Origin of the sequence: Flavobacterium sp. FlaQc-57 (genome assembly GCF_044007395.1) — a bacterium.
Classification (GTDB): domain Bacteria; phylum Bacteroidota; class Bacteroidia; order Flavobacteriales; family Flavobacteriaceae; genus Flavobacterium.
Genome location: NZ_JBIPDA010000003.1, coordinates 105,018 through 125,026 on the forward strand (window position 1 = coordinate 105,018; position 20,009 = coordinate 125,026).

Annotated in this window: 11 protein-coding genes; 10 read left to right on the top strand and 1 reads right to left on the bottom strand. The window is 33.7% G+C overall.

Annotated features, from left to right (window positions below; all coding sequences use genetic code 11):
- Nucleotides 1-52 precede the first annotated feature (52 nt).
- A complete protein-coding gene (locus ACHRVZ_RS11500) occupies nucleotides 53-598 on the bottom strand; it encodes a sigma-70 family RNA polymerase sigma factor (protein WP_395422585.1) in 546 nt (181 codons plus the stop codon).
- 631 nt (nucleotides 599-1,229) lie between these two features.
- Between ACHRVZ_RS11500 and ACHRVZ_RS11505 the strand changes: the two genes are divergently transcribed.
- The 10 genes from ACHRVZ_RS11505 to ACHRVZ_RS11550 all read left to right on the top strand — a co-directional run bounded on the left by ACHRVZ_RS11505 (nucleotide 1,230) and on the right by ACHRVZ_RS11550 (nucleotide 19,815).
- On the top strand, nucleotides 1,230-1,985 hold the full coding sequence (locus ACHRVZ_RS11505; RefSeq protein ID WP_395422586.1) for a DUF2314 domain-containing protein: 756 nt from the start codon (nucleotides 1,230-1,232) through the stop codon (nucleotides 1,983-1,985).
- A gap of 450 nt (nucleotides 1,986-2,435) precedes the next feature.
- Nucleotides 2,436-3,080 carry a DUF6891 domain-containing protein gene (locus tag ACHRVZ_RS11510; RefSeq protein ID WP_395422587.1) on the top strand — a complete coding sequence of 215 codons (645 nt, stop codon included), beginning with the start codon at nucleotides 2,436-2,438 and terminating at the stop codon, nucleotides 3,078-3,080.
- A gap of 110 nt (nucleotides 3,081-3,190) precedes the next feature.
- Nucleotides 3,191-3,940, top strand: a complete 750-nt coding sequence (locus ACHRVZ_RS11515) for a DUF6882 domain-containing protein (RefSeq protein ID WP_395422588.1) — start codon at nucleotides 3,191-3,193, stop codon at nucleotides 3,938-3,940.
- Nucleotides 3,941-4,127: 187 nt separating this feature from the next.
- A complete protein-coding gene (locus ACHRVZ_RS11520; protein WP_395422589.1) occupies nucleotides 4,128-4,601 on the top strand; it encodes a hypothetical protein in 474 nt (157 codons plus the stop codon).
- Between the two features lie 55 nt (nucleotides 4,602-4,656).
- The gene (locus ACHRVZ_RS11525) at nucleotides 4,657-6,681 is read left to right on the top strand and encodes a sensor histidine kinase (protein WP_395422590.1); all 2,025 of its coding nucleotides are present in this window, start codon (nucleotides 4,657-4,659) and stop codon (nucleotides 6,679-6,681) included.
- 12 nt (nucleotides 6,682-6,693) lie between these two features.
- On the top strand, nucleotides 6,694-7,425 hold the full coding sequence (locus ACHRVZ_RS11530) for a LytR/AlgR family response regulator transcription factor (RefSeq protein WP_395422591.1): 732 nt from the start codon (nucleotides 6,694-6,696) through the stop codon (nucleotides 7,423-7,425).
- A gap of 130 nt (nucleotides 7,426-7,555) precedes the next feature.
- Nucleotides 7,556-7,885 carry a DUF4870 domain-containing protein gene (locus tag ACHRVZ_RS11535; protein ID WP_395422593.1) on the top strand — a complete coding sequence of 110 codons (330 nt, stop codon included), beginning with the start codon at nucleotides 7,556-7,558 and terminating at the stop codon, nucleotides 7,883-7,885.
- 967 nt (nucleotides 7,886-8,852) lie between these two features.
- Nucleotides 8,853-16,901 carry a gliding motility-associated C-terminal domain-containing protein gene (locus ACHRVZ_RS11540; protein WP_395422594.1) on the top strand — a complete coding sequence of 2,683 codons (8,049 nt, stop codon included), beginning with the start codon at nucleotides 8,853-8,855 and terminating at the stop codon, nucleotides 16,899-16,901.
- Nucleotides 16,902-16,949: 48 nt separating this feature from the next.
- Complete coding sequence (locus ACHRVZ_RS11545) at nucleotides 16,950-17,867, top strand: type IX secretion system membrane protein PorP/SprF (RefSeq protein ID WP_395422595.1); 918 nt, start codon at nucleotides 16,950-16,952, stop codon at nucleotides 17,865-17,867.
- Nucleotides 17,868-17,877: 10 nt separating this feature from the next.
- Nucleotides 17,878-19,815, top strand: a complete 1,938-nt coding sequence (locus tag ACHRVZ_RS11550) for an OmpA family protein (protein ID WP_395422596.1) — start codon at nucleotides 17,878-17,880, stop codon at nucleotides 19,813-19,815.
- Nucleotides 19,816-20,009: the final 194 nt, after the last annotated feature.

Sequence of the window (20,009 nt, forward strand, 5' to 3'; positions counted from 1 at the left end):
AACTAAAAATATAAACGGTACTATTGAAAAGTGATTTTTTTTAAAATTTAATTTATCCGTTATGGATGCACAAATAAATAAGGTGACTGATATCTTTAAATTTCGTTCTTAAAATGGCATAAGATTGCGATTTTAAAGTTTTTACGGTTTGTAGCTTTATATTTAGAATTTCAGCTATTTCAGCATTTTTAATTCCTTTTAAACTCAGTTTAATAATTTCTTTTTTTCTTTCGGGAAGAATTTCTATCGCTTGATGTAATTCTCTTACAATCTCTTCTTCTAGTACTTGTTTCAAAAATAAATTATCATCTTCTAGCGATTGCAGAGCGTTAAAAGCATAATCCTGTTCTACTTTTTTATGCTTAATACTATTGTAACATTTGTTACGAGTCGATTTATACAAGTATATTTTTAAGGAAATTGCATCTGGAAAAGTAGTTTTATTTTCCCAAATAGAAATAAAGATATCCTGAATCAAATCTTCACATTCAGCTAATGAAGGTAAAAATCGATTGGCATACATTAAAAGCGATTTGTAATACAAATCAAATACTGCTTTTAAATCCTTTTCATTAAGAATGGTATTATACTGGTTCACTTTATTTATATTCAATTAACAGTCGGAGAGATTTTTAATTGATTTGGGGAAAATTAATTAATTTATATATTTATCAATTACTGAATTAACTAAAAGCTAGTTATAATTTTGAGCAATATATAAAAATTATGCTAACTCTTTGGGTATAATAAAAAAAAATACTGAGCTATAATCTGTTTAAGAGTTATGAAGATTCCAAAAACTATATAATTTTATCCAAACAATAATTTAAAGTCAATAAAGAGTTCACAGAACTAACAATATCATATTTTTGAAACTAACTTGATTTTTTTAATGTTTTTATACTGTTATTTTCTACGCTTTGCATTTAAGGTTTTAATTGTAAAATTGATTGTTTTGATTATTGTAAATAATTACCCTACAAGTTTCTAAAGTACACACATTAACTTTTTATGTCAAAAAAGATATAATGTTCATGATCTGACGTATTTTTTTGCAATACTCCACTCAGTCCTATCGAATTCCAAATCAAATTACTACTATACCAATTGGCCATACTTTATGCCACGATCTATCCTTACATTGCTTATTAAATTGAGATTAGAATACTATTTTATTATTTGAAACTAATTAATAAAACAGAAAGAATTTCATGTTTAAAATTTGAGCGATGGCAGATAAAAGGAACTATTTTTCAAAAGAAGATAATTTAAAAATGACGGAGGCTTATGAACAAGCGCAAAGCACATTCAAATATTTTTGGAGAGAAGTATCTTGGGATTATCGCAGAATAGTACCAGCCTTAGATCTGTCGTGTGTGAAAGTTGCGTTTTCTGAAAGTTTTGAAGACAGCGATGAAACAGTCGTTGAACATATGTGGATTACAGATGTTGAATTTGATGGAGACGTGATAAAAGGGATTTTGATTAATACTCCAAATGATCTAAAAAATATTAGTAACGGAGATATAGTTAAGATTGAACTGAATCAAGTTAGTGACTGGCTATTTTCTATAGCAGGCGAAACTTATGGAGGTTTTACCATTCATGCGATGAAAACTGAAATGAATGACGAGGAAAAGGCGGAATATTACGATGCCTGGGGATTAGATTTTGATGATTGTAGTACTATAAAAATTGCTCATAAACAGGGGGAAAAACCGGAGAATATTATAGAACACCCGATGAGTATAAATATGAAGGAAAGCTTGATTGATTTTTTAACTCAAAACCCAAATGAACTATTAAGTGATCAGGCTGGTTATAATTTTCTTCATAGAGAAACAATTGCGGGTAATTTAACCTTAGTTAAAGTTTTGCTGAATTTAGGAATAGATAAAAATATACGAACCAAACACGGAAAAACAGCCCTGGATTTTGCAAAACAACTTAATTGGGAGCATATTATTCCAGTACTTGAAAGTTAAAAAAAACTTTTCGTATGCTTTTAAAATCTCTTTGGATATTTAAAAGAATGGATCGATTTTGTAGCACCTAAATGTATTTTAAAAATTGAAAAGTTTTATTTGAACCTGAAAGACTACAAGTTTATTCACTTATCAAACAATGACTTATTGATAAGAAGGCAGTAAACCGGCGGAAGCAAAAAAACTGGTATTAGGTGCAATCGAATATTACTATAATAGAGGCATTGTCTCTGCTATTTCTTTAGTAGCAACCATTGATGAAGATTTTAGAGAAAGATTACGCTCTTTAAAATTCAACTTTTTTAATATTGAAATTTTTTACCAAAAAACAGTACAAGAACAATTTGCAAGTTTTAGAGGTTTGCGATTTCATTTTAATATGGATAGCATTTTCAGGCTTTAAAAGTACGGACACATCTATTTTTTAATAATCTTCAAAAATAAAATGATATGAGAGAAAACGCAGAATTTATTTATGAGTTAATCTATTCTCAAGTTAGAATGGGATTTTTTACTGCGGATGAAATAAAAGAAAATATTCTTCAGGAAATTGAAGCTAACGAATTTAATGAAGAAATTTCAGAAGAATGGGTAAATGAAATAGTGGATGAGGAATATCAGCAATTATTAATAGAAAGCTTGTTTTGGGATAAGCCAACAGATACAGAAAGATTAATAAATGCTTTTGATGAATTATGCAGGATGAATATTATTGCCTTACATAATGTAGGTTATACTAGTAGAGAAGGCAAATATGAGGTAATAGATGTTGAAGCAGAACTAAACAACTACAATAAATTTTCAGATGGATATTGTTTTTATCATGAACGTGATTTATTACGAGTAATTGCTTTAGAAAATTCAGGTCTGCAAATTTCCTTTCAAAAAATTGATAATTACCAGGATATTGTCACGATCAATGTTGGTAGGAAAATTGTCGAAGTTTTAAACAAAAATAATTTTACGGTTGTTTGGGATGAGAGTTCAACATCAAAAATTGAAATTCAAAATTTTAAATGGCAGTATATCTTCGGCATGAACAACAGAGACTTGCAGGATTATGGGGCAGTTGTTGATTTGATTTTGAAAGGTTAGCTAAAAAAGTGGAATTAATAAAATACAATATTTTTTTGATGAAACGAATTTAGAAGGGGATAATTAATTTCCAAAAAAAATATTTATATGAAATTATTAAAGCTAATAAAATGAGATTTTTTAAAAGATTATTCGAAGAAAACGATAAAATCTATCAAAATAATGCGACAAAATTGAGACGTAATTTAAGACCCTATAAAACTAAAAATGAATTAATAGAAAGATATGGAGGAGAGGGATTGGATAAACAGATTGATTTTGTTGGGATTATTGGTGTTAAGAGCTGGTGTACTAATTTAGAAAAAGCAGAAATTTGTTTTGGAGAGAATCTTGTTTTTCCAATTCAGGTTATTGGAACATTTTCGCATTCTACAAGTACTTGGTTGTGGGCCTGGGCGGATAAAGAGTTTGAATTTTTGACTAATATAAAACAACATGCGCTGGAACTTAAAAAATACGGAGAAGAAAATGAAATTGATTTATTGATTGATGGTAAGTTTGATGTTCAAAAATCAGATATACATTTAATTGGTCTTATAGCTTCAGGAATATTCACTTCAAGTGGTTATTATATTGCTAATTCGGGAGACAGAAGTATGGTTGTAACGATTAAAAGCAAAAAAATAGACAGGGCTCGTAAAGACAATCATCAGAGAATATTTACTGTTTTTCCGCAGTTAATTTCTCTTTTTGAAATGAATCATAATATTGCTTTCATAAATTATTTGATAGCGAGAGGTTATACAGTATCCGAAAGTAAAAATAAGCTGACAGGTACAAAAAATGGCAATGTAATTATTGCAAAATTCGATGAACAATCACGATTAATAAAATTGGAAGGATCTAAAAATGAAAAGTAAGATTAATTTTAAATTTAGATAAAAAATCTCCGCTTACCATTTCATACTTATAAAAAGAGCGTATTCAATGTTATTTTTTTGAGCGAATACAAACTAAAAAGGGGTGAATACAAATTGATATTCAGCGACATTTTTTTTAATCAATAGTATTGTAGTCTTATTTAATTCAAAAAAAAATAAACCTACGATGAAAAAAAAAATAATATTATCAGCTTTTATCTTAATACTTAGCTTCTTTACCAATATTGCAACAGCACAATCTGATGAAACCCGCAATCAGATACAAGTCACAATTAATTTTGAAGGAAAAGTAATCAATACTGAATTAAGGACTTTTTCAATATCAGCATCGCGAGACAACGATTCTGATCCCAAGAAGCAAAAGAAAGAAGAAACTAGATTTTATTTGTATTTTGAATTGAAAAAAAATGATACTGAATTTCTGCGTATTTTTTCTAAAAAACAAACAAAGGTTGATGGGACAGTAGTTCTGGCAGATAACTATGGAAAGAATTTGCCAAGAATCATTGGATTCAGTAAAGCTTCACTTACTACCTATAATGATCAGTTGAATTCATCCAGTTACAATGAAAGTTCCGGTTTGATATCAATAGCATTGATATGCAGTGAATTAATTGTTGATGGTATTCAGATAGAGTAGTACTTTATTTTATATCTTAGTCTTTCAGATTAGATTTAAAATTATTCAAAACAGTATGAAACTACAGAATTGTATTCCTGAAAAAATAGTAGTGATTATCTGGTTTTTCTTTTTTTCTTTTTTTTCAATTAAAAGTTATAGTCAAAAAACAGTTGCAGAGCATCTAATTGAACAGAGTACTTACGCATACAATCTTCGATTTGCAGATACAACAGCTAGTATAACACTACAGCAAAATATTATAAAAAAAGCTAAGGAGGAAAAACTAGGTGAAGTTCAGGTTGTTGGTTATGCTAATCTTGCCCTTACGTACAGAAGACTTTTGCATGTTAAGGAATTTGCTTCTAATGCTGAAATTAGCTTCGAACTTTCTAAAAAAATAAAAACTTTAAGGTCTGTTGCATATGGTAATATGGCAAAAGGGATGCTTCATAGTTATTTTGATGAAAATACAAAAGCGCTTAATTATATGTTAATAGCATATGATGCTTTTGAAAAAATCAATAACAATGAATATTGTGCGAGAATTGCTTCTGAAGTATCCTATATGTTTGCCGATCATTTACAAGAGAAAGCGCATCAATATGCTTTGATGGCGTACAATCATGCATTAAAAACAAAAAGAGCGGAGAGTATATTATTTGCTCGTTTGGCCTTAGGAAGTCAGATGGTTCATAATATGGAATCTGATAAAATTTATAAAAAGAAGTCTTTAGTTAATTTTTTTAAGCAGACTGTTAGTTTAGCTGAAAAAAATGAAAATGAAATTATAACTAAAAGCAATATTGGTGTTGCTTATATTAATCTTGCAGAACTATATCTTGATAATGATCTTCCGAATAATGAAACTGCTTTTTTAGAATGTATCGATAAAGCATTAAGAATTGGAAAAAAATACAATATAAAAAATGTTTATAGAAGTTCGTTAGGTCTAAAAGGTCTTTTTTACACGCAAAAAAAAGAATATACTAAAGCTAAAGATCTCTTTGATGAGGGTATTGCTTACCAAAAATCATTACCATATGCAGATAATAGTATGTTGGCCATCTTTTACGACTCATTAAAAGAGCTTGCAGTGCTTCAGGGTAATTACAAAGATTATTATAGATACGATACTATTTTTACCAGATACAATAAAATAAAATATGACGAAGCTGCATTACGAATACTACAAAATGCTGATGCTAAATTCGAATCAACAAAAAAAGCAGTAATGATTAAACAATTGGAGCAGGAAAATGAGCTTCAACGTAAAAACAAAATTATGGGTTACGGAATTGCCGCTTTATTATTTATGGGATTAATTTTTATGTTCTATTCGTATTATTATCGTCAAAAATTTTATTTGCAGCGCGAAGCTATTCTAAAAGAGAAACAGTATAGCGGTGAACTGAAGATGCAGCTTTTGGAGCAGGAAACACTTGAAAGTCTTGCTCAAAAATTAGCTTTAGAAAGAAGACTCCTGCAGTCACAAATGGATCCGCATTTTATTTTTAATGCACTTGGGAATATACAAAGCATGGTTTTGCAAAAAGATACTGACTTAGCTGCCACTTATCTAAGTCAATTTGCGAAACTTACCCGTCAGATTTTAGAACAATCCCGTAAGGAATTAATTGATATAGATGAAGAAATAGATACATTAAAAAACTATATTTCATTGCAGCAACTGCGGCTTAATAATAGTTTTAAGACCGTATTTCATCTTGATCCGGATCTTGACCATACGATTCAGATACCACCATTATTAATTCAGCCTTTTATTGAAAATGCAATTGAACATGGCTTAAAAGATTTGCCTTCAGATCAGGAAGGAAAGCTAGATATTTATTTTAGAGAAGATAAAGATAAAAACTGCCTGATATGCACTATTATTGATAATGGAGTAGGGATTGAAGAATCATCGATTAAGGGGCAAAATAAACAGCACCAATCAATGGCAACAAAAATTACAAATGAACGAATAGAACGCATGCTAAAAGATAATGTTTTTGCAGGTTTTGAAATATCAAAACCAGATACAGATGTTATTGGTAAGGAGGGCGGCTGTCAGGTAATAATTAGTATTCCAATATCTTAAAAAAAAAATATTATGTACAGAGCGGTAATTATCGAAGATGAAAGCAGATTAAGAGAGGCTCTTTTTTTAATGCTTCAAAAAGCAGTTCCGGATCGGGTAAATATTGTAGGTTTTTCAGATAATGTTGAAGAAGCATTGGAGGTAATCGAGACAATGAAGCCAAACCTGGTTTTTATGGATATTCAGCTTAAAGGAGGTACAGGATTTGAAATATTGGAACGGCTTAACTATAAAAATTTCCATCTTATTTTTACAACTGCGTACGAAGAGCATGCTATAAAAGCATTTAAATACAATGCTTTAGATTATCTTTTAAAACCAATAGATTCTTTAGATTTAAAAACTGCTATAGTTCGAATAGAAACATTGCAGAATAGTTTTCTGCAGGATGTACAGATTGAAGGTTTAACAGAACATTTGGCAAGCAAGCAGGAACGTGTTATTTTGCCAACACAGGAAGCAATACATGTTGTTAAACTCACGGATATTATAAGATGTGAAACTTCAGGATCTTATACCACTTTTCACGTTGTGGATGGCAGAAAAATTATGGTATCAAAATCGCTCAAAGATTATGATGACCTGCTCTCGCCTCCAAATTTTGTACGTGTTCATCAATCACACACAGTAAATTTAAGTTTTGTCCTCAACTATTCAAAAGAAGGGTATCTGCAGCTTAAAGATAAAACGACCATTCCGATCTCCCAACGAAAAAAAGAGGAGTTTATAAAATGGCTAAAATGATTTGATTAACAGCTACTTTACGTAGAATTTTTAGTCTGGATTGCGAATACCAATTCAAATCATGCAGTTACAAATTGAAAGCTAATATCTTTTTATTCTGTTTCTACTTTTGCTCAAAATATATATAACTATGAGCAATAAAACACTTTCTATCTTATCTTATGTCACCATCATTGGTTGGTTAATTGCATTTGTATTAAATAATGACAATAAACCTTCAGACAGTCTGGTTCGTTATCACTTAAAACAAGGTTTTGGCGTTTTTATCGTCTCCTTGTTAATTAATGTTCCTCTAACAATAATCTCGTACATTATGCCATCGTTGTCTTTCTTAGGATTGATTGGTTATGTATTTATTATTCTATGGGTATTTGGAATTATCAATGCGATCAACGAACAGGAAAAACCACTTCCTATAATTGGTAAATTCTTTGAGGATAAATTTGCCTTTATAAAATAGAGATTACAAAGTTTTAAGGTCTTTATAAAAATCAGATAAAGTAATATCGTGATTACTACGATGAGTAATAAAGGTATAAAAACGGAATCATTTTAGGACAGAGACACATTGTTCATGCTGTAAAAATGAAAATCAACTTGTGGTAATTTTAGGTATAACCTTAGATTTTAAATCTGAGGTTATACATATTTAAAGAAAATACGTCTTAAATAAATTATTGTTATTACAGCAAATAAAACGTTAACATGTCATTTGGTAAGTCAAATGTATCTAGATGTTGTAGCTGTAGAACGTTATAAAATAATAAATGACAAAGATTTTCCAAACGACAGAAGACTAGTTTTTTTATGTTCTGGACATAAGATATTGTTAAGGTGTTTACAGTCAGAGCGTAAGCTAGTAGTCTGCTTTCCTGAAAATACTAGATGCTTAAAAGATATAGAAAGCATCAAGCTATAAATTCATTTAAAAATCGCACTTCGAAAATTGAAAAGATTGAAATGGCTAATTAAAGAATAAGAAACACGAATTATGATTTCTTGCAGCCTTTCTTTTCTTGTAAATATCCATGTTGTGTTTTAAGCAAAAAAAACAGCAATATAGCATCAGTTTGATGTAGAAATAATTCTACAAAAACAGCGGTTTGTGTTCTACGGTTTGTTTGCGCTGTTAAATATATTTTTGCTAAAACTATTCATAGAGGATTATACGATGAATCTAGAATTGAAATCATTACGCAGGATTCCCCAAATTCTAACTTAAGATTATTACACTACTAATTGAAATGGTATTATTTCTAAAATTTGAAATGATCCAAAAAAGAAATCAATAAAAAGGGCAAAATGTGAGAAGCTTTTTTTGTTTTAATTATTGGATTGCATTTTCGCCTTTTTGTACAAACATCTCGCTATTTAAAAGTGACAATTAAATAAATCGAGAATTAAGAACGTAACACAAATACCAAACAATGAAAGCAAAAATTACTTTATTACTCCTATTTCTTTTAGGATGTGTAAATGTTGACGCACAATCTTTTCTTGTTAGTTTTCCTAACCATGCAACTGCACCTGTGCAGAATCCAAGGAATCTAACAGTTTGCAACTCGTCATCTTCTCTGCAAGTTCGATTAGATGTTGCAACAGCTTCTACAACAGGAGCAAATGTAACTATTCAATTACCTCCGGGTATTGAGTATTTACCCGGGACTATTTTAAAAACATCCGGAACAGCAGCTCTTGTCATTACCGAGAATGGTGGGACAGCAAATGCGCCGCAATTTAAACTAGGGCCAAGTACACTTACAGCTGGTGATTATATTGTTTTTACAATAGATCGAAAAGCAACTTGTAATGCAAGAACAAGTGCAATATCAGGAACAGCCTTTAAGGATGTAGTTACCGGAACAATTACAGGACAAACCGCAAGTTCAGGAACTTCTTCTCCTTATCAGGTTTCGTATCCTGTATTTGCTTTTACACAGCCTGCAACACAAAATAATGCTGTTGTCGGCCAAACTTATTCAAGAACTTTTACGATTACCAATGGTGGTAACGGATGTACAAATGAAGTTTATTTTAGTATTGATTATCCTTCAAATGGAATTAAACAAACAAGTCTTACTCTTGGTGGTGTGGCCATTACGCCAGCATCTACTGTAGGTACTACTTCTTATTATACTATTGATGCATCAAAATTGCCTGGTGGTGATTTTTGTTTTGGCGAATCTTTAACTTTTACAGAAACTTATGTTGTTAAAGCATGCAATGGTGCAACAAATTATGCTGCAGGTTGGGGATGTGGGTCAACTCCGGCTGCTTGGTGCCAAACGGTATCGGGGAGTGGCGGTGTTACTATGAATGACGGTTCAGCTTCTTTAGCTTCGTTTACTGTTGCTAAATTAAATTATGTAAATGATTGTACACCTTTTCAATATACTTTTAAATTTGTGACAGCAGGTGCTAATACATCAAATGCTTCTGCTATGTTTGATGCCGTTTTTAGAGTGGGAGGTTCTAGCTCAACCATAATGGGAAATGCTCAAATTTTATTTAATGATCTTTTTAAACTGAGTAATCTTAATTATAATGGTAAATCAATACCGGTTGTGTATGCTAGTCCGGGTAACCATTTGCGTATAGTGGTAAAAGATCTTTTTACTTCTGATCCTGATGGTGCAGGGGTAGGTTTTGAAGATTTAGATGGTGATGGTTTTTATGATGATTTGCTGCCAAATTCTACTATCATTTTTACTACAGATGTAAATGTAGTCTTAACCAAAAGTTGTCCAATAGCACTTTCCGGATATTGGGGATATAAAGGTGATCTATTATATGCGAACATGTGTAAAGAAGCTAAAGCTACCAGTATTGTTTCAGACACACATAGAGGGTTAGACGCAAACACTTTAGCTTCAACTACCGTTTCTGAAATTCTTCAACAAGCAGATAATAGCTACTCACCTGCAAATGTTTATGGTGGAGTGCCTTTCCGTATGCGTTTTGCTGAGAGTTGGTATTCAATGGGAACAATGAATTACAATCCAAAACAGCGATATGAATGGCAGGTAGTATTGCCTGTTGGTGTGGAGCTATCAGGGACTGGTAATGTTAAATGGGCAAACGGTAAAGATGTTGCAGTAACCCCTACATTAACAGCAACCTATTCTTTCAATCCTGCAACCAGAGTTTTAACAGTATTATCACCAGGAGTTGATATGGGGATGTTTTATTTAGACTTGGTATATGATTGCGCCACAGGACCAAGTGGTGTGGTAAATATTCCTTATACCATTCATTATATAAATGATTATTCAGCGAATTGCCGTACGTACTCACCTATGTTTTGTGGTACTACACAATTGGCAAATGTAATGTGTACAGCTGTTTGTCCAGATGGTGGAGTTAGTGCTTCTTTTGTAAAAGTAGAGCGAGAAGACAATTCTCTGGGGTGGACAAATAGTTCGTTAACGACACACCAATTAAGAGCAAACATATCAAGTTCTGATTTGTCAAAAGCACTTTATTTGGATGACTTTTTTATTCAGGCAAATGGTGTTCAACAAACTTTTGCTTCAGATAATCTCTATTTAAGAACAACTATTAAAAAGGTGGTAAGCCAATCTACAGATATTGTCTCCATTAAAACAATGGATGTGGTTATAAAAAGAGGTACTACTACTGTTTCTTCAGGTGTACTTTCATCTTCTTTTGCCTCAGGTACTGGTAGTTCTAATGCTATTCAGTCAATTACATGGAATTTAACTTCTTTAATTCCATCTGGAGGAATGTTACCTGGAGATATAATTGAAACTAAATCTCATTATAGTGTTATTGCAAGTGATGGAAAGCTTCCAACCACTGATATTCAAACAGGAGAGTCTTTAAAAATGTACAATCTTGTAGCGGGAGTAGAGAAAAGTTGTAATGCGCTGGTTCCGGAAATGTATTTAGTTGGAACGTTTTATAACTATTATCCTCCTTCAGGTTCAACAGTGAATGGTTGTACTCAATTTGGTTTTAGTTTATCAGCTTATAGAAATTTTGCTGCAGCCGGAAATAAGTATATTAATGAGTATCGTCCTGCGTTTTCATATACAGGTTTAGATATTACATTGCCAACCTCACTAACACTTGTTAGTTATGGAACACTTACACCTACATCAGTTACTCCAGTGGCTGGTGGTACGTTATATCATTTTGATTATCCATCTGCTAGAACAACTGAAATTTTCACAGGTCTAGGTAATAATGGAATAACAGGTTCTCTTGTTATCGCAGGAAGTTGTAATCTTGAAGCAACTAATGCAATTCAATTTAAGGCTTACGGTCAAGATTATTTATATCATTATAAAGATTTATCAGGTACTAATGTACATACAAACTCTTTTGTAAATGGTACTGCTACAGCTACTAGTGATACAGTACTTAAAGCGGCTATTAGTATCAGTAATCAAACAGGAACTATTCAAGCGAGTAAGCCAACTGAAAGTGCTATAGTGAGAATATCATCTACGGGAGGTTCAACTGCACCATACATATGGTTAAAGGTACCTACTCAAAGTGGTGTTACTGTTACCCAGGTTGTGAATGTTGCAACTAATGCAGTTTCGACACCAATACCGTATTCAGGAGGAGTTTGGTTTAAAATGTCAAACCTTGGTATTGCACCGGGTAATAATGCTGATTATCGTTTAGATTTTACTTACACGACTTGTACATCATCTGCTATACATGTAGAAGCTGGCTGGAATTGCACAGGATATCCTGTTACACCAGACCAATACATTTGTACGCCTGTAGCTGTTGATTTACCATTTATTCCGCAAACTGCTGAGGTGCAAATTATCACTGTAAAACAGCCAACAGCACCTGTAGATTTATGTACACCAATCCCGTTTGAGTACAGAATGAATTCTGCAGGAGCAGGAAATACGGTTAACAACAAGTTTATAGTCGATTTGCCTGTCGGAATGTTATATGAAAGTGGTTCACTTCAAGCAGAGTATCCTGCAGGTTCAGGTAACTGGAGTCCGGTTACATCCTCAACTTCAGGAACAAGAACGACTATCGATTTGAGTTCTCATCCAAATTACCCGGTTCAGGGGTTACCTGGAACATTAAATGATGGAGGAAACAATAACCTGCGATTAATAGGACTTCGTTTTTCATTAAATACAAATTGTGATTTCGTAGCAGGTTCAAATATCAATATATTCGCTAATGCCAATCGTTCATGCGGTGCAGCGGCAACAGGAGATGGAGTAGGTTCAGCCTCATTATCTATCAATGCTAATGGAGTAGCACCAGGTTACTTTGTAGTAAGTACCTTAACTCCGGTATCTGGATCATTCAATAATTGTAATAGTCCGGTAACTTTTAGTGCAAGCCATACAATTGTTTCTTCTGTTGCTACAGGTTCAACAGGGTCAGCACATATTATTTTGCCTCCGGGATATGGATACGTAGCAAATTCATTTGCTTGTATCGGTTCTCCATGTGCAACATTCAAAGGAATTGCAACCAATGGAGCAGGTCAGAGTTATATCGACTTAGGAATTCCAGCAGGAATGAATTCAGGAGATAAACTGAACTATACATTTGCGGTTGAAAAAACAAGTCATGTGGCATGTTCAAACTACAGAGTGATTTTGCAAACTGTTGACAATATTGCAGGTATAGGTTGTAGCTCAGCTCCGGGAGGAGTTTGTTCGAATATTGCTATCCAAACAGGAAGTACTTCTTACGAATACACAATTTCCAATCCAACGTTAGGAATTAGCAGTTTCAAAGGCACTTATAATGCAGGAAATTATTCAGGTTCAATATCAGTTAATAATACAAGCGCATTAAATCAAACGAATGCAAGTCCGGCCAATCCGGTTAAAATAGGATTTTATTGTGCTGATGCATCAGGAAATCCAACAGGATCATTGCTAGGATCATATACAATGACAGGTTCAATTGCTGCAGGAGCAACAGTTACGGAGAACTATACTTTATCTGGAGCAAGTGCGTGTGGACTTGGAAAAATTGTAGCTGTAATTTCTACAGATGATAACTGTATATGTGAAACAGTTACTAAAAGATTAGATTTATTGCCAGTTGCAACAAATGATTCAGCTTGTTATACGCAGGGAGCAACTTCTACTGTAATCAATGTACTTTTAAATGACACAACCGGAGATACAATAGTTCCAACTTCAGTAAGTTTAATTGCACCATCCGGAGCAACTGGAATTATTACAGACGGTAATGGGGATATTGTAAGTATGACTATTGCTTTAGAAGGAACTTGGGGTGTTAATCCAACAACTGGAGAAATTACTTTTGTTCCGTTATCAAACACAATAATGAATCCAACACCAATACAGTATACAGGTCGTGATAACGAAGGAAATGTATCTAACGTTGGAACTGTAACTGCTAAAACATCTGTTATAAAAGTTGGAACAGAATCAACTACTTGTGCTGCCAATGGATCAGGATATACTTTAAATTTAGAAGTAAAAGGACTGGCTCCATATACTGTCACCGGAACAGGAGCACCTGGAACATGGTCAGGAAATATTTGGACTTCAGGCTCGATTGCCAAAGGAACAAATTATAATGTAAGTATTCAGGACGCTAATGCTTGTAACAGTGTAGTAGTTTCAGGTACAGCACCATTGTGTTGTTTATTTGAAGTGACCAATCCAACATTTGCTTCGACTAGTATTTCTTGTTATGCGCAATTGCCAACTGCAACAACATTAACTAAAACAGAATTTGAAGCTTTAGGAAATGCAAATGGATTTATTGGAGCTAACCCTTGCGGAGTAATTGTAGTCACAGCTTCAAACGGACCAAATCCGGTTTGTAACGGAAACGTTATCAGAACCTATACGGTAACAGAATATGTCGATACAAATAGTAATAAAGTACGTGATGCGGGAGAAAATGCAGTTTTAAATACTTTAAATTTTACTCAAACATTTACAATAGATCAAGCAGATTTCACAATGCCAGCCAATCAAGGTTCGACTGTAGCTTGTGCATCAGCTATTGTAGCGCCAACAGTTCCGGTTGTGAAAGACAATTGCGGAAATACTTTAACGGCAAGTGCGCCAGTTATTTCTGCAGCGCCAACTTGCGAAGGAGATGTAACTTATACATACACATTTAAAGATTGTGAAGGAAATACACACAATTGGGTTTACACCTATACAATTGAAAGTGCAGATTTCGTAATGCCAGCCAATCAAGGTTCGACTGTTGCTTGTGCATCAGCTATTGTAGCGCCAACAGTTCCGGTTGCAAAAGACAATTGTGGAAATACTTTAACGGCAAGTGCGCCAGTTATTTCTGCAGCACCAATTTGCGAAGGAGATGTAACTTATACGTATACATTTAAAGATTGTGAAGGAAATACACACAATTGGGTTTACACTTACACAATTGAAAGTGCAGATTTCACAATGCCAGCCAATCAAGGTTCAACCGTTGCTTGTGCATCAGCTATTGTAGCGCCAACAGTTCCGGTTGTGAAAGACAATTGTGGAAATACTTTAACGGCAAGTGCGCCAGTTATTTCTGCAACACCAACTTGCGAAGGAGATGTAACTTATACGTACACATTTAAAGATTGTGAAGGAAATACACACAATTGGGTTTATACTTATACAATTGATGATACGATTGCTCCGACAGGAACAGCTCCTGCTGATGTAACGTTAGAATGTATCTCGGAAATTCCTGTGGCAGATGTAAATCTGATAAAAGATGAAGCAGATAATTGTAACGGAACTGTAGCTGTAACAGTTACAGAGACTAATAACGGCGGATCTGGCGGAATCAATAAGCCATACATTGTAACGAGAACCTATACTTTAACAGATTGTAGTGGACTTACAACTAATTTGGTTCAAACCATTACAGTTAAAGATACTCAGGCTCCACAAACACCAGTTTTGGCTGATGTAACAATTGGAGAATGTAGTGGAACACCTGTTGCACCAACAACAACTGATAATTGTTCAGGAACAATAACAGGAACGACAACAACAGTTTTCCCAATTACAAAACAAGGAACAACAGTAGTAACCTGGACTTTTGATGATGGTCACGGAAATACAACCACAGCGAATCAAAATGTAATTGTAAAAGATACAAAAGCTCCGGTAATACCTGTTTTAGCAGATGTAACAGTTGGAGAGTGTAGTGGAACACCGGTTGTTCCTACTACAATTGATACCTGTTCAGGATTGATAACAGGTGCTACAACAACAGTTTTCCCAATTACAAAACAAGGAACTACTGTAGTAACCTGGACTTTTGATGATGGTAATGGAAACATAAGCAAAGCCAATCAGAATGTAATCGTAAAAGATAGAACAGCTCCGATTGCGCCTACTTTAGCCGATGTCACTTTAGAAGGATGCAGCGGAACACCTGAAATTCCAACAGCAAACGATGCTTGCTCAGGAACAATAATAGGAACAACAACAACTGTTTTCCCATTAGTTAAACAAGGAACTACTGTGATAATCTGGACTTTTGATGATAAAAATGGTAATGTAACCACTGTGAATCAGAATGTGATCATGAAAAACACAATTGTGGCTCCTGTAAGTGCAGGTGATCAAACAGCATGTGCGGCAGACCAGGTACAAACATTAACTGCAAAGGCAAGTACACCAGAGGGAACAAAAGTAGTTTGGTACAATTCAGCTACCGCGGGAAGTATTGTGTCATCGCCAACATTAAATGCAGTAGGAACGATTACTTATTATGCTGAAACTGTAAATACAACTTCTGGATGCAGCAGTTTAACCAGAACACCGGTAACCTTGACATTATACAATTGTTCAATTGGAATCATCAAAACAGTAGTTTTTGATGATAATAATGGCGATGGCTTTGCACAAGCAGGCGAAACATTAAGCTACAGTTTCGAAATTGAAAACTTAGGAAATGTACCGTTAACTAATGTAAGCGTAAGCGATATCAAAGAAGGATTGGTTTTAAATGGAGATCCAATAAACTTAGGAGTAGGAGAAACCAATACAACAGGATTTACAGGAATCTACAAATTGACACAATCAGATATTAATTTAGGAAAAGTTAGCAATCAGGCGACTGTAACAGGAACGACACCTTTAAATACACTTGTTAGTGATATTTCTGATGACAGTTCATTTTTAGAAGATAAACCGACAGTATTAGATGTAACAGGATGTGTAATCGAGGTATTTAATGCGGTTTCACCAAATGAAGACGGAAAAAATGATGCCTTCTATATCCGCGGACTTGAGTGTTATACCGATAATACTGTAGAAATCTACAATCGTTGGGGAGTTTTAGTATTCGAACGTGATCATTATAATAATGTCGACAGAGTGTTTAAAGGAATATCTGAAGGACGAACTACTATAAACCAGTCAAGTGAATTACCTGCAGGAACCTATTTCTATATTCTAAAATATAAAGATTCTGATAACGGTATGCATGAAAAATCAGGCTATTTGTATATAACAAGATAAATTTAAATTCCGGGAGAGCGATCTCCCGGAATCTTAAAACTAAAACACATGAAAACAAAAATAATAATCTTGGTATTGATTTTCACATCTATTACTAATTATGCACAACAAGATGCACAGTTTACGCAATACATGTATAATACCATTAGTATAAACCCCGCTTATGCCGGTTCAAGAGGAGCGATGAGCATTTTTGGTTTATATCGTACCCAATGGGTAGGTCTTGACGGAGCTCCTGAAACGAGCAGTTTTTCATTAAATACGCCCTTAAACAATAGTAATTTAGGATTGGGAGTGTCGCTTTTAAATGACAAAATCGGACCAACAAACGAGAACACATTATCAGCCGATTTGTCCTATACTGTTCCTACTTCAGAAACTTTCAAACTCTCTTTTGGAATCAAGGCAACTGCTAATTTGTTTAATCTGGATATCAATAAACTAAATCCGGAACATCAGGGAGATCCACAGTTTCAGGATTTAAACAGTAAATTTTCACCCAATATTGGAGCAGGGGTATATTGGCATTCAGACAAAGCTTATATCGGTTTATCAGTTCCGAACTTTATCGAAACCAATCGTTATAGTGACAATGATATTGCCATTTACAAAGACAAAATCAATTATTATTTAATTGCGGGATATGTTTTTGATCTAGATAAATATCAATACATAAAATTCAAACCTGCTATACTTACTAAAATGGTCGAAGGTGCACCCTTACAGGTTGATGTTTCGGGTAACTTTATGTTCAATGATAAATTTGTAGTAGGGGTTGCCTACAGATGGAGCGCAGCTGTAAGTGCTATGGTAGGATTTCAAGTCACAAAAGGTTTGTATTTAGGTTATGGATACGATCATGAAACAACGAGCTTAAATAGATATAATTCAGGATCACATGAAATATTCCTTCGTTATGAATTCCTAAAAAACTACAGCCGAATAACTTCACCTAGATTCTTTTAATACTACAATCATGAAAATAAGAAAAATAGTTTATAGTGTTCTTTTAGTGTTTTTCGCAATCAAAGCAGGTGCACAGACAGGCAGAATATCCAGTGCTGATAAAGATTACGATAAGTTCGCGTATATCGATGCTATTGAAACCTACGAAAGAGTAGCTGAAAAAGGTTATAAGGACGAAAAAATGTTTCAAAAGTTAGGGAATGCATATTATTTTAATGGATTATTGTCTAAGGCAGCAAAATGGTATGATGAGTTATTCGCAATGAATGAAAATCAAGACCCGGAATACTATTACAGATATGGACAGGCTTTAAAATCGGTCGGCGATTATAAAAAAGCAGATCAGATAATGGACAAATTCTATAAAAAATTAAGCAATGACCAAAGAGGTGTACTGTTTGAAAAAAACAGAAATTACCTGGACCAGATTAAGGCAAATTCAGGACGATTTGAAATTGCCGATGCCGGAATTAATTCAAAATATTCAGACTACGGAAGTGCTTTTTTAGATAATAAATTAGTATTTGCTTCAGCCAGAGATACAGGAGGAGTTGCAAAAAAAGTATTTAAATGGACCAACCAATCTTTTACTAATTTATATGCAGCAGAATTAAAATCTGATGGAACTATAGGGAAGCCAGAGCGATTTGAGAAAAAAATAAATTCAAGATTTCACGAATCAACACCAGTCTTCACCAGAGATGGTAAGACGATGTATTTTACCAGAAATAATTTTTTGGATGGTAAAAAGGGAAAAAGTGATCAGAAAATCACCTTGCTTAAATTATACAAAGCGAGTTTAATTGATGGTAAATGGGACAACGTTAGCGAACTTCCTTTTAATAGTAATAATTACAATACGGCGCACCCTGCTTTAAGTGTAGACGAGAAGACTTTGTATTTTGCCTCAGACATGTCCGGAGGTTTCGGACAATCAGATTTGTACAGTGTAGCTGTTAATGATGGAAACTTTGGCACTCCCAAAAATTTAGGGACTGCAATAAACACCCCAGGGCGCGAAACATTTCCTTTTGTATCGGCAGACAACGAGCTTTATTTTGCAAGTGACGGTCAGCCGGGTTTAGGCGGACTTGATGTATTTGTAACCAAAATTAACGGTCAGGACAGTTTTGGAAGAATTCAAAATGTTGGAGAACCAATTAACAGTAAAGAAGACGATTTTGCTTATATACTGAACAGTGCAAACAGAAATGGTTTTTTTACCTCTAATCGTGACGGAGGAATTGGATACGATGATATTTATCGTTTTAACGAAACCAAAAAACTGGATTGTAAACAGCTATTAGTAGGTACAATTGTAGACATCGATACTAAGGCAATACTTGATAATGCAAAAGTTAATCTGTTAGATGACCATTTTAAGATCATAGGTGAGATGATTACCAATGAAGACGGAACTTATCATTTTGATGTAGAGTGTGGTAAAAGTTATTATGTAAGAGCTGCTAAGGAAAAATATCAAACCAAAGAAACGCCAATTACTATAGAACAGTCTACAGGAAAAACGGAATTGACCATAGGATTGGAGCAGCGTATTAAAACTGCTACAGTAGATACTGACTTGGCTAAAATAATGGATATATCGATTATTTATTTTGATTTAGATAAATCGAATATCACCAAAAAAGCAGCATTTGAGCTTGCTAAAATTTATGAAGTTATGCAACAATATCCAAAAATAAAAGTAGATGTTCGCTCGCATACTGACAGCCGCCAGACAGCCAAATACAATATGGCGTTATCAGATAGAAGAGCAAAATCTACTATTGCATGGCTGGTAAAAAATGGTATTGCAGCAAATAGATTAACCGGAAGAGGATACGGCGAGAGTCAGTTGGTAAACAGATGTTCCGATGGTGTAGAATGTACCGAAGAGGAACATCAGGCCAATAGAAGAAGCGAATTTATAATTGTTTCGATGGAGTAAACATTAAATCAATTAAAAGAAAACAGAGATCGTTTTTATTTATAATAGAAATGTTTCTGCGACTACTAACTAACCAATTATATTTAACTTGAAGCGAAAAAGCTAATTCAATATGAATTAGCTTTTTTTTTATAAATAGGGAATTGTAGGATGATTGTTTTTAAATTACTGTATCAAGTAGTGAAATAAATCAT